The organism is Brevibacillus sp. NRS-1366 (assembly GCF_050467985.1).
In genome coordinates, this window is the sequence record NZ_JBITPN010000005.1 from 44,813 (window position 1) to 58,012 (window position 13,200).

11 protein-coding genes are annotated in these 13,200 nt (G+C 49.2%); 1 reads left to right on the forward strand and 10 read right to left on the reverse strand.

The window, feature by feature from the left end:
• Positions 1-210 precede the first annotated feature (210 nt).
• The 3 genes from ACIFQN_RS03285 to ACIFQN_RS03295 form a co-directional block, all read right to left on the reverse strand.
• The gene (locus ACIFQN_RS03285) at positions 211-762 is read right to left on the reverse strand and encodes a hypothetical protein (RefSeq protein ID WP_429831593.1); all 552 of its coding nucleotides are present in this window, start codon (positions 760-762) and stop codon (positions 211-213) included.
• 191 nt (positions 763-953) lie between these two features.
• Complete coding sequence (locus ACIFQN_RS03290; protein ID WP_429831595.1) at positions 954-1,385, reverse strand: DinB family protein; 432 nt, start codon at positions 1,383-1,385, stop codon at positions 954-956.
• A 345-nt stretch (positions 1,386-1,730) separates the two neighbouring features.
• Positions 1,731-2,987 carry an MDR family MFS transporter gene (locus ACIFQN_RS03295; protein WP_429831596.1) on the reverse strand — a complete coding sequence of 419 codons (1,257 nt, stop codon included), beginning with the start codon at positions 2,985-2,987 and terminating at the stop codon, positions 1,731-1,733.
• Positions 2,988-3,123: 136 nt separating this feature from the next.
• On the opposite strand from ACIFQN_RS03295, the gene ACIFQN_RS03300 reads away from it, so the two are divergent.
• Positions 3,124-4,974, forward strand: coding sequence for an ABC transporter substrate-binding protein (locus ACIFQN_RS03300; protein WP_429831597.1), 1,851 nt, complete (start codon positions 3,124-3,126; stop codon positions 4,972-4,974).
• A gap of 61 nt (positions 4,975-5,035) precedes the next feature.
• Here the strand turns inward: ACIFQN_RS03300 and nagA are convergent, their stop codons facing one another.
• The 7 genes from nagA to ACIFQN_RS03335 form a co-directional block, all read right to left on the reverse strand.
• Entirely contained in the window at positions 5,036-6,196 is a 1,161-nt protein-coding gene (gene nagA, locus ACIFQN_RS03305; protein ID WP_429831598.1) for an N-acetylglucosamine-6-phosphate deacetylase, read from the reverse strand.
• Between the two features lie 128 nt (positions 6,197-6,324).
• Complete coding sequence (locus ACIFQN_RS03310) at positions 6,325-7,359, reverse strand: CotS family spore coat protein (protein WP_429831599.1); 1,035 nt, start codon at positions 7,357-7,359, stop codon at positions 6,325-6,327.
• Between the two features lie 110 nt (positions 7,360-7,469).
• The gene (locus ACIFQN_RS03315; protein ID WP_429831600.1) at positions 7,470-8,552 is read right to left on the reverse strand and encodes an NAD(P)H-dependent flavin oxidoreductase; all 1,083 of its coding nucleotides are present in this window, start codon (positions 8,550-8,552) and stop codon (positions 7,470-7,472) included.
• A gap of 30 nt (positions 8,553-8,582) precedes the next feature.
• Complete coding sequence (locus ACIFQN_RS03320) at positions 8,583-9,626, reverse strand: VOC family protein (protein WP_429831601.1); 1,044 nt, start codon at positions 9,624-9,626, stop codon at positions 8,583-8,585.
• Between the two features lie 200 nt (positions 9,627-9,826).
• Positions 9,827-10,858 (reverse strand): FecCD family ABC transporter permease, encoded by a 1,032-nt coding sequence (locus tag ACIFQN_RS03325; RefSeq protein WP_429831602.1) that lies wholly within the window; start codon positions 10,856-10,858, stop codon positions 9,827-9,829.
• Between the two features lie 2 nt (positions 10,859-10,860).
• Positions 10,861-11,916 (reverse strand): FecCD family ABC transporter permease, encoded by a 1,056-nt coding sequence (locus ACIFQN_RS03330; RefSeq protein WP_429831603.1) that lies wholly within the window; start codon positions 11,914-11,916, stop codon positions 10,861-10,863.
• A gap of 448 nt (positions 11,917-12,364) precedes the next feature.
• Complete coding sequence (locus ACIFQN_RS03335) at positions 12,365-13,156, reverse strand: DeoR/GlpR family DNA-binding transcription regulator (RefSeq protein WP_429831604.1); 792 nt, start codon at positions 13,154-13,156, stop codon at positions 12,365-12,367.
• Positions 13,157-13,200: the final 44 nt, after the last annotated feature.

A 13,200-nucleotide genomic window follows, 5' to 3' on the forward strand; every position in this document is an offset into this window, starting at 1 on the left:
TGTATCGTGGTTCCCATACCCGCCTCTAAACAGAACATAGTTGTCATATACAACAAACCCATCGGAACCATCCATATTGGTTTTGTATGCAGTCATGCTGTCGTTCGTGAGGTGGACAAGATCAAAATCCGTGTAGAAATAAAACCAGACGTCATTCTCGCCAGTGACGTTCATAGCGTAACAATCAGAGATGTAACCCGCTTTACCGGTCTAGGTGTAAATTCTATCTCCGTTTTCATCCCAGGACAGCAATCCAGAAGAGCCTACAGGTTCATCCCAGCCATAGTTTCCAAACACGCCCTCATCAAAATAGCTGGTCCATATTTGTCCGTTTTTGGTTACAGCCACATCCTGAATGCCGTCGCCCAGCAAAAATTCCCGAACAAGGGCTCCGTCATAGGAAAAAACCTTTCCATTCAAATCATGGGGACCATCTTTATATCTGTTGCAACGGGAGGCAACCACCAAGATCTTGTCGTCACCGATAGGCTGGGAAAAATGATAGTTCCCGGTTTGATCTTTCAAAATGACTGTTTTCCTTGAATTCCCCTTGGACAAGACTATCTTGTCTTGATGCTTGGTTTCCGTAACCGCTGGCACAAACATCCCATCGATCCTCTCAGGGTTTTTGTCTGTTCCTAGGCAGCAAATCTCCGCATCCGGCCCCAGCGAGACATGTATCACTTCATAGTCTTGAAATTCATCCGTTACATCCCATGTTGGTTGAATTTCAATCTTTTTTAGTCTTTTCCAAAAGAACATGAAAACCCTCCTATCCGTTCCCTCCCTATGTTATCATCAAAATGTGATTATCAAATTTGAAACAATTGGAAAATATTACGAGATTCTGCCTGTTACTTCAACGACAATCTGGGAGCAGCTGCCGTAGCAATCTGCTCCCTTGGACGTTCAACTAACGAACCCTGTAGTTTAATCTCAACTAGCATATAGTGTTATACCCTATCCTCCCGATATGCCTGCCTTACCCGCTCGATCTGGGCGAGGTGGTCACGGACATGCTGAACGCGCAATTCCAGCAGCTCTTTGAAGGTGTACCGAACTCCATCGGGATATTGCCCGACCCGCTCAAGCTGCTCAGGAGTTAGATTTTCCAAAAGCGGCAGCATGCTGGCCCGCAGCATTTGGAACAGGAGCAGATGCTGCTCGCAGTCCAACCGTTCATATCCCAGGTTATCCGTCCAGGCTTCCTGATCAAATGATAGCAGAAGCGGTTCTTCCTCCGCCAAAACTTTCCTCAGCCGATGTGTCGACAGGATTTCGTCATCCGTCACATGGATCACAATCTGATGGATGCTCCATTTGTTCGGTGTAGGTCGGAATCTAAGCTCTTCCTCAGACAATCCTTCAACGGCATCTCGTCCCATCCGGTCCTCTCCTCCATCATTATTTATGTAAATTTTATTCTTGGTTATAGAACGAATACCTTCTTGATTTTAACCAATAGTACGTCACCCTAAAGTGATTTCCGTAATGACCCAACCGCTCATCAGCATGGGAGATTGAATTTTGGTTATATCCAAAAGCATTAGCCTCGGTTCACCAAAAATTGTATCGCGAACTATCCGACGTTTCCATCACTTGAAAGCTGGCCGCTTCTGACCCGTAGGCGAAGCAAATGGATGATTTTAAATGCGAATATGGGGGCCAAAATAAGCAGGGTTTGATCTTTTAACTCCGTAACAGGATTTTGTTCATAGTGGCCCCTCGTGTCAAATAATTGCTTGTGCTGTTTGCTCACAGCCTTGGCCCTGTCTTTGCTTCTGCCTTTGCTCCCACATAAGCTGACCGCGATGAAAGAACGGAAAAGCGATGAAGGTCAACAGCATGAGAATGGCAAAGATGACGGGGCCTTGCCCAAAGCCTAATTGCTGGAGTAAAATCCCCCCGACCCAGGCACAAACACTTTGCCCGATAAACGCAAATCCACTGGCCCCGTAGTAAGCTCCTCGCAAATGTTCGGGAGCTATCTGGCCAATCAGCACATCTCCGATCACAAAGCATAAGATTTCACCAATCGTAAATACAACCATCGACAGTGCCAGCATAAACAGATGGTCAAACATCCCGAATCCGAATAGCCCCAAACCAAACAAGAGGCAGCCTGCCTTCAACGCCGCAAGCGAAGAGAACCGCTTCATCAGCCTGGCAAGCGGATATTGGAAGACCAATACTGACAGCGTATTGACCACGAAAAGAAACGAATACGCCTCTACCCGATCATGACCAATATATTGCGACAGTGTCGTATCCAGGTGTGAATAAGCGCCTGCCACGAATACATTACCAAGTAAAAAATAGAGAAATACTTTGTCTGTAAATACAATCCGCGCCATTTGATTCATTGTGACAGAGGCTGATTTCTCCTTCACCTTTTGCTTGTACATGATCATGAGTACCACCAGAACCAATGCATAAACTGCAAAAATAATCGCACTTACGAGAAACGGCAGCAGTGATGACGAGCTCCCTGCCCCTAGCTTCAAGCCAACTAACGGCCCGATCGCTCCACCCATGTTGATGGCAAAATATCTGGCATTAAAAGCATCTGTACGACGATCCTCTGGGGTCACATCCGCTAATAAGGCACGGGCAGTCGGCTCAAACACATTGCGGAAAAGTCCATTCAAGGCACTCAATACGAAGAAAATCCACGTATCGCTTGCAAAAGCGAATCCGATCAACACAAAGCTCCAAGCTCCCATCGCAGTGATCATCACCGGATATCTGCCCAATCGGTCCGAGAACGCTCCGCCAGCAAAGCTGCTAATGGTTCCGACCAGCAGGCTTACAGCCAAGATGGCCCCGACCATCGCTGGATCGATCCCCTTTACCTTACCTAAATAAATACCCAAAAAAGGCAGCGTCATAAAAAAACCTGTACGTGACAGGAAGGTTCCAATAATGACACCCCATGCCACCGGATGAAATCGCGCCATTCGAAACAGCTTTTTCAAAAACATGTACATCCTCCCCAATCGTCTCCCAGTCATTCCCGTTTGTTGTCTGCCGTGTTATCTTCAGTATATGGATCAACAAAAAGGGGAAAAAGGGTATGATTTGAGTGAATCACGTCACCTTTTAGAAAAAGAAAAGGGGTCCTCTATGGTAACCGTTCTACATTTTTTGGAGCTTCGCTTATTTGTAGACAAAATAGAAGTCAGACAGCCTTTTTCGATCACAATTGAAAAGCTGACTGGTATTTGGCACTGTACGCCACGATACGCCAAACTGATTGTTCGCAAGCTGTGCGAGCAGGGCTGGATAGAATGGCAGGCTGGACGCGGCCGGGGAAATACATCCGTGATGACCTTCCTTGCTACCTCCGATGAAATCCTTCTACCGGAAGTGAAACTTCGAATGGAACAGGGCGATGTAAAGGAAGCAATGGAGTTGATGAACCGTTTCGGGAGTGCCGCGAGCAACCAACTGATGGATTGGCTCTCGGAAGGAATGGGCTTCTCTACGCAAGATGATGCCAATCAGGTTCACGACACTCTGCGCTTTCCTGTATACCGCAAAATTGTCACGCTCGATCCTGGTTTGGTTTATTATCATTTCGACGCCCATTTAGCCAGTCAACTATTCAACTCTTTGGTCACCTATGATCAAGAAAACAAGTCGATCCTGCCTTGTATCGCCCATTCATGGGAAACAAGCCCTGACGACAGGGATTGGACCTTTCATTTGAAGAAAAACGTGATGTTCCACCACGGACGCGAACTGACAGCCCACGACGTCATTTTTTCACTGGATCGGTTCCGTTTGAATCCGGAACGCTTTGAATCGAGTTGGATGGTTCGAGACATTGAGCAGATGGAAGCGATCAATCAGAAAACAGTTCGAATTCGTTTAAAAGAACCGAATTACTTGTTCTTGCGGATTTTAGCGACCGTTCCTGCGAGTATTGTGCCTGAGGAGATTGTGAGACAGAATGAAGCCGAATTCGGGAAGAAACCGGTGGGGACGGGGCCTTTTCGGATGACTCGCCTCGATGAGGGCATTTGTATTCTGGAAGCATACCCCGCACATTTCCTAGGCAGACCGCAGTTGGATCGGGTAGAGGTGCTTATCTTCCCTGAATTGGAAGCAAACCGTCTAAAAGAGCCTGACTGGACGTCGGTCATGACTTCACATGGAGTTGCTACGCGAGCGCAAGCGTTAAGAAAAGCTGTCGTGAGTGGCAATAGCGAGTGGTGTGACTTGGAAACACTATTCTCTTGCTGTAACCTGCTCATCTTTAACCAACGGAAGACGGGTCCGCAAAACCATCCCCACTTCCGTCAAGCGATTGATCAGATCATTGATCGGGATCAGATGATTACCGATTTGGGCGGCGACAGGATCTATCCAGCCCGAGGATTTCGCCCGCATCACCCGTCGCTGGAAAACATGCCGGCAACTACTGCTCGTCTCAGCCGTTCAGAAATCATGGATTTGTTAAAAAAAAGCGGTTATCAAGGGGAGACTCTTCGCTTAGTGACAACCGCCTACCATGAGCCGGACGCCAGTTGGATAAAAGAACGCTGCCAGACTTTTGGCATTCATCTGGAAGTCGATGTGAGAGATCAGTCGGAATTCGCCACTCACGATGCCCTGCCGGAGCACGACTGTCAATTGTTTGGAAACGTATTTAGCAATGATGAAGTAAGCGAGCTCGAGATGTATTTGCAAAAAAATTACTTCCTCCCCGCTTTTGACGAGCAGTTGTCAGAGAAAATCAATCAAGTCGCGTTGTCAATCTTTCGGGAACCAAATGAGCAGGAACGACTGAGGCGGCTTGCGCAGGTGGAGGCTCTCATCCTCGAAAAGCATTTTGTCTTGTATTTGGTCCAAAAGAAATCCCAAACGTCTTTTCACAAGTCCGTTCGTGGAGTGACGATTAACTCCTCAGGCTGGCTCGATTTCCATAAAATCTGGTTTCATCCACAAGCATTGCGGGAAGAAGCAAACTGACAGCTCGCAAAAAAACCACTGCCGTCTCTGACAGTGGTTTCCTATGTTCTTTCGCGGTAAATTACTTTCGGTAAACGTTATTTCCCGCCACGTACGTCATGGTTACATCAAACCGTTCATCCAAAACTGCGATGTCTGCATCATAGCCCGCAGCGAGACGCCCTTTTCGCTCTCCCATGCCCAAAATGGTCGCAGGCGTATGCGAGGCCATCTCTACCGCTTCCGGCAAAGGAACTCCGCTTAGCGTCACCATGTTCCCCACCGCACGGTTCAATGTCAGAATGCTCCCTGCAAGCGTTCCATCGGTCAGCTTAGCCTGATTGTCGTGCACGTGCACTTCCTGTCCGCCCAAATCGTACTTTCCTTCGCCCATGGCAGCAGCCCGCATGGAATCGCTGACCAACGCGAGACGTTCAGCCGTTTTGACCCGGTACAATATTTTCATCACCGCAGGGTGTACATGAATTCCGTCTGCAATCAGCTCTGTACTCAGTTGTTCGTGGTACATGGCAGCTCCAACTACGCCCGGCTCCCGGTGATGCAGCCCCGTCATCGCATTGAAACAGTGAGTGAAATGGCGGACACCTGCATCTACTGCCTGCGCTGCCTGCGCGAAGGTCGCACCGGAATGACCAGCCGATACGATGACCCCTTTGTCTTTTAACCACGCAATAGCCTCAAGTGCCTCTGGCTGCTCGGGTGCGATCGTGACCACTTTCATCAAGCCATCTGCAAGCTCGTACAATCTGTGCACCGCGCCAATCACTGGCAGCGAAATGTTCTCTTCCTTTTGTGCCCCTTTATAGCGAGGGTTGATCCACGGTCCTTCGAGGTGGATCCCTACTACCTGGGCACCCTGCATCCCCTGACGACTGACCTTCGCAATGTTTGCCAGTACTGGCTCCAATTCTTCATACGGCGCTGTCATCGTAGTGGCCAAAAACGACGTCACCCCAAATCGCGTCAGAGCTGTGGATATCGCCTGTAGAGATTCTGGTGTCCCGTCCATCGTGTCGTATCCGTCAATTCCGTGCATGTGAATATCCATAAATCCGGGACAAATCCATCCATCTACTGAGACGACCTGTTTCGGCATCACATCGCTGTAGTCTTTTGCAGCGCCGGCATAGCGAATCGTTTTTCCATCTACCACAACGAGGCCATCTTTTATTTCCTGGCCATCTGCTATTACTGCTCCCTTAAGAGCAAATCCCTGGTTCATTTTTCGTTCCCTCCGCGACGCTGCCACCCGTTTTTTCTCGTGATAGGGCTATCCTGCGACAACCCTTTCCACATGCGTCTTTCTCATCCTATTGTACCTTACTTACAGGACAAAAACAGAATGGAATTTCACTTGAGGGGGGAAACAACATCGCGAATACGCGCTTGAAAATCTAGCAGTACGGCTTCCTTGTTTCCTTCTGTTTCAATTACGTCGGCTAAACGGCGTACATGCTTTTCCTCCGTCCATTCCCTTTGTCTGGTTCCGTAATATTTAGATACTTGCCCAAAAAACAGATGTGGAAAGAAAACATCTGCCGTAAGTACCGTGTATTGCTCCTTGGTTAAAGGATTCACTTCTTGATAAGCCTTCATCATTTTCATCATACTCGCAAAATCCCATTTTTTCTGCTTTCTCATCACTTTATTCAGGATTTTTCTCATATCGCGAACGGGAAGATCAATCGTTAAAGTGTCCATGTCAAACACATGAATGTTTCCATTGTCATCAAGAGCAAGATTTCCTGCTGCAAAGTCTTGATGACAAAGCGTTTTTTTTGCTTTGGTTTGCTCTACCCACTGCTGGTAACAAGATTGGTCTAATATAGAGATGGCTCTCCTGCCCTGCTTGAGAAAAAAGTCGACATGAAGGAGAAACAACCTGTCAAATTCATTGATTGTCTTGGCATTGATTCTATCTGCTTTCCACTTTTCTAGTTCATCGCATCTTCTTAGAAACTCCGCTTTCCAGCTCCCCAACAGGCAAGAAGGATTGATACCGGGTGGAATCGGGATGTCAGTTGACGCCTTGTGAAAGTGTGCCATCGCCTGCATAATCTTTACCAGCTGTGTTTCATTCTTGTATGTAGGCTTTTGACCGTTAACGGCTTCAAACGCCACATAAATGTCTCCTTGAAAAACAACGTGATCTTCTCCCGTTTCTGTCCTGATGACTCCTGGTGTAAGTACCCCCTTCTTCTTCAAAGAACCGATCACATGAATCATGAATGCAAGATATTCTTTGTCGATTGGTATTTTCTTCAAAATCACCCTTCCCGTATCCGTTTGAATGGACCACACCGCTTTCTTTCCTTTATCCGAAAGTAAAGACACTTTTTTTATTTTCAGCGGATAGTGGGCGATTACCTGTTTGGCAGCATCCATGGCCATGCTCCTTTCCAAGGTTTTCTATACTTTATGAATGGCTTCTATAACAAAGCACCCATTCCATTTCAGAATGAGTGCTACTTGGGTGGACATCGTATGGCTCTGCATTACTTTATCGATCTAGAAAACCGGTGTAGCACCTGCTGTGTCTCTTCTACCAACTGCAACATAAGATCAGTCGCACTCATCTCTCTGCCAAGCGCTGCGGCCTGCCCGGCCCACATCGACAAATATTCGCTTTGCTGCTTTTTGGCGGCGGCTGCTCGTATATCCTTGGTTAATGCATTTTGTACAGGGTACGGGGGAAGCTCATCCTCAAAGGGGGCGAGCTTGGTCATGATTTCATTCTGTATGCCTCTTGCCCACTTTCCGGAGAAGGCGCGGGTCATTACCATCTTCTCGTCGTGGGACTCAAGAATGGCTTGCTTGTGCAAAGGATGTGCTCCACTCTCGATACATGTCAGAAATGCCGTTCCGAGCTGCGCAGCTTGTGCTCCCAACGCAAATGCTGCTGCAATGCCACGCCCATCCATGATCCCTCCAGCAGCAATCACCGGGATGCTAACGCGATCCACGATTTGCGGAACAAGTGCCATCGTGCCGATGAGATTGCTCGGTGAATCTGGGAAAAACGAGCCGCGATGTCCGCCCGCCTCACTCCCCTGCGCTGCGATCATATCAACCCCGCTCGCCTCTAAGGCTACCGCCTCGCGCACTGTGGTCGCCGTACCGATCACCACGATTCCCCGCTGTTTCAGCTCTGCCAGCCAGCGACCATCCAATATCCCAAAGGTAAAGCTAAAGACTGGTACCTCTTCCTCCAAAACCACCGCCATCTGCTCCTCAAACGCCTCAGAATACCGGGTCACCTCGGGACCCTGCGGGATGCCTAATTGCTCTCGCACCTCATTCATCGCTCGGGCAACATCAGGCGCTACTGGCTCGCTCGCATCAAACGGTTCGGGAATAAACAAATTCACCCCAAAAGGCTTGTCGGTCAGCTCGCGAATCGCCTTGATCGCTTCTCGAATCTGCTCGGCAGTCATGTAACCGGCACCTAATGAACCGAGTCCACCCGCCTCAGAAACAGCCGCGACCAGCGCTGGTGTTGTCACTGTGCCAGCCATTGGCGCCTGAATAATCGGCCACTTTATTTGCAGGCGTGACGTAATTGAATTGGACGACCACATGCGGCATCTACTCCCCTGTTTTTCTTTTCCTTACATAAATGATTCATCCGATTGGAGCAGTTCCAGAAAATGAGCCAATACGCGAGCAGTCATGCCCCAAATTACTCGTCCGTCAATCTCATAAAACAAATGCTCCACTGTACCAGATCGCCACGGATACTCTTTGCCACCCGGTATCAAGTGAAAAGGAAAATCTTCTTCTGGCTGTGTAGATACCGTAGAGCGATACGTAGCAGGCTGCGTCGCAAGCAGCGTATGTAGAGAAATGATAAAAACATCGCCGACCTCATCGGGATTCGGCTTCATATCCGAGACTCCTTCTATATAGCCCACGAATGGATAGATCGTAGCAGAGCCAGGTCCCATCAGCATGTCCAGCGCCCCCACATAGTGGATTCGACTGAGCGGCAAGCCCAGCTCCTCACTTGTTTCACGACGTGCCGTCGCCCAGCGCGAGTCATCTTTGTCTTCGGCTCGTCCTCCCGGAAAACAGACCTCGTTGGCTTGTCTGCGCATGGTACTTGCACGCGTTTCAAACAAGACGCCCAGCTGCTCGTCTTCCATCTTGACCAGCGGCAGCAGAATACTGAAAATCCCCATCCTTTTCGAGCCCATAATACCTGCCTCACGCTTTTGGAAAATATCAGCAATCCCTGCTAGAACTGAACCATCAGAGGTAGCTATGCTGGGTGTCGTTGTCATATAGTTGGATACCTCAATGAGGTTTTGGTCCGGGTCACGCAGATAGATAGAGAGAATAGGTCCAGTCGCCCCTGTCTTTTGGACCGGTCCTTCCAGAATGGGAACACCATGTGAAGTGACTCGCTCAATCATCTGCTCTATTGGTACCGATGCGATCAGGCAAAGATCAGCCGAGCCACTGACGGGATTCATCGCTTTCGGCTCGAACTCATGCCCGATCTGATGCAAGTTTATTTTTTGCCGGCCAAACTGAAGCGCTTTTCTACCCGCCCCGAAGGTGACGGTCTGCATTCCCAGCACCTGTTCATAGAAGCGACAGGTTTCTTCCATATCTCGTACCGTCAAAACCAAATGGTCCAATCTATCAATCAAAATCCCCACTCCCTCCTAACTGCAAAAGCTCTTATCGTTATTATAGCAAACCCTAATTTCCTCTTCACGCTCTACAGCCTATGACAAAGCGAGCATCCTCCTGCCATCCAGACCGGAAAACGCTCGCCTCATGTTGTTCGTCCTCCAGGCACGCATACAAAAGCAGCTTTCTGTCACCGCGAGGCAACAGGTCGTCCATTCTAGGACTTCGTCCGTGCGAGTAAGTACAGGAAATAAGGAGCGCCGATTACTGCTACAACGATACCCGTCGGAATCTCGGATGGCTGCAGGATCCAGCGTCCAATCGTGTCTGCGACAATCACGAGCAGCGCACCCGCTAGGGCAGCCGCGGGCAGAAGCATTTCGTGCTTGGGACCAACTAATCGGCGAGCCAAATGCGGACCTATCAACCCTACAAAACCGATACCGCCGCTCACTGCGACACACGATGCAGCGAGTCCCACAGCCGCAGCCAGCAGCTTCACCTGCTCTCTCGACACAGGTGCCCCCAGACCTGTAGCGAGCTCTTCTCCCAGATTAAGCACGTTCATGACACGGGCTTTGAAAAAAACATAGGGCAGAAGCAATACAATCCACGGCAAAAGCGACAGGACAAATTTCCAGTTCGTTCCCCAGATGCTTCCGGCGAGCCATGTCGCGACAAATTGGTACTTTTCAGGGCTCAGCTTCAGCGTTAAGACAATCATCGCGGCACTCATTCCAGCCGCAACCGCAATCCCCGTCAACAAAATACGAATGGGAGACAAGCCCTTGTGTCTCTTGTAGGAAAGGATGTAAATCAGCGCTGCGGTCAAGCTCGCTCCTACTAAAGCCAAAACAGGCAGCAAGAACACCGGAGCCGCAGCCGTGGACGGATAGAACGAGATGAACAGCATGACCATCAATCCAGCTCCAGCGTTGATTCCCAAAATTCCCGGGTCAGCCAAGGCATTACGTGAAATTCCTTGGATAATGCAGCCAGATACAGCCAGTCCCGCTCCAATCAAGATCGAAATGACGATCCGCGGCAACCGGAAGTCAAACAGGATGAGATTTTGTTTATCTGTCCCCGATCCGAGCAAAGTCATGAGCAAATCGGCTGGAGACAAGCGAATGAACCCCGTATTCATACTGATGATAAAAGCGATCAAAATAAGGATTCCCAACACCGCCATGACAGCGAAGCCTCTTTTTCGCTTGCGGGCATCTACAAAAGCAGTGACTTGTTGCATGATTACATCTCCCTTCTTTCTTTACGTGCCAGGTAAAGGAAGAACGGTACGCCGATCAGCGCAATGAGTGCCCCGAGTGGAGTCTCGAAGGGCGGATTCACCATTCTCGCTGCCAAATCGGCAAAAACGACAAGCAAACTCCCCAATACCGCTGAGCAAGGAATGATCCAGCGGTAATCCACGCCAACCAAATAACGGGTCAAGTGAGGAATAATCAGACCCACGAATCCTACTGCCCCGACAACCGACACTGCTGAGCCCGCTAAAATCAGCACGATGATCATCCCAGCGAATTTAACCAGCAAAGTGCGCTGTCCAAGCCCTTTGGCGATGTCTTCACCAAGACTGAGCATCGTGATGGAGCGCGATAGTGCGATTGCTCCAAGAAGCGCGGCAAAAACCCAGGGAAACATTATCTTAAGCTGGAACCATTTCGTACCTGCGACACCACCTGCGTACCAGAAAGCGAGGTCCTGCCCAATCTTGAAATATAGCGCAATCCCTTCGCTAAGCGCAGACAACAGAGCACTTAATGCCGCACCAGCGAGGACCAGCCGCACTGGCGTTAATCCGCCTTTTGCCATCGAGCCAATTCCGTAAACAAGTCCGGCGCCGACACCCGCTCCCAAAAAGCTATACAGGATCAGGTACATAAATGGCAAGCCAGGGAAGAAAGCAAAGCAAAGAGCCAGAGCAAAGCCAGCACCCGCATTCAGTCCTAATAAACCAGAATCAGCCAACGGGTTGCGTGTCATTCCTTGCATGATTGCACCTGCCACGGCAAAGCTGGCTCCAACCATCGCCCCGCCCAATAAGCGAGGCAATCGGATTTCCTGAATAATCTGGTGCTGCGTCAAATCCGGCTGAAAATGAAAAATGGCGTCCCAGACGACAGAAAAATGGATGTCAGCCGCCCCAAATGAAACAGACAAAAACATCCCTACTAGTAAGGCCAGGACCCCGCTCGTCAAAATCAGCGTGGCCGCCCAAGGACGAGAGCGCAGCTTGACTGGCTGCGCTATTGCTTTTTCTTGCATGGAATGCGCATGTTGACTCATACTTGCCCCCTTTTTCATTTAATCGAGAATGATTATCATTTTTATTATAATAAAAAAAAGAAAGCTCATCAATCATCGTTGAGAAGCTTTCTGCCTTTCTTTTTTGCACGACTCGTTTTTCTTATTTGACGAACGTCGTCGGTCTTCATCAGTCCCATGTTCCATTCGATGGGAACAGAATAATATGGTCCACATTGATCGCGGGAATCGCTTCTTCCGTTAGAATGACTGGACCTGTTCGTCCCGGACAGTGATGAGCTGTAATTTTATGTACGCCCCGTCATTTGTAAACTTTCTGCAGCCATTGATCGACGAGCGAAGAAGGGGGAATTGATGGGTGGCTGATAAGGCGGGATCAGCATGAAAAAAGCGGAACCTCGCCTCGTGTACGAGACTCCCGATGTGGCAGGAGTGTCCGGCACGGTAAACGAATGTTCCGCTTTTGAGGTTACAATTCCTCTGCAACCATCCAGGTCACATGTTTCGACTGCAAATCCGAATTCCATTCTTCTGGAGCGGGAGCGTCACTGATGACGATATCGACCTCTTTCAGATCAGCCACCTTGCACAATGTACTGATTCCGATCTTGGAATGGTCCGCCAAGACGATGCTTTCATTGGCATTCTCGATAAATCGCTTCGCCAGCTCTGCCCGCTCAGGATCGTAGCAAGTGAGACCCTTGTGGAGCAATAGCCCGTCCATCGAAAGGAACGCCTTGTCTACATAAAAAGACTTCATCATCTTTTCCGCAAAAGCTCCTCCAACCCGATGGTGCTTGGCATTGACTTTTCCGCCCAAAAAGTAGACTTCTGCGTTGAGCAAGCCATTGTTTTGATACTCGATCAAGAGGTTTAGTGCCGTAATGGAGCTGGTCAAGATCGTTAAATCCTTTTTGGTGGACAAGAAGCTGATCATCTGCAAGGGAGTTGTGCCTTCGTCGATGACGATCGTATCGTTGTCCTGCACAAGCTCTGCCGCTACCCGGCCGATCCGCTTTTTCTCTTCCGCCCTCATGACTTCCCGACTGAGATGAGATGGCTCGGAACGCTCTACATTCAGCTTCACTGCCCCGCCGTATACGCGCTTTAACTTTTTCTCTGCTTCCAGGTCTTCCAAATACCTGCGAATCGACTCTGAAGAAACCTGCAGCTTCTCCACCAACTCATTGGTTCTCACCTTGCCGTTAGAATTCACCAACTGCAAAATGATCTGCTTACGCTCTTCTCCGAACAACGACACGCCTTTTGTCCCCCTATTTGTTCTGCTGTCAGATCCACAACATG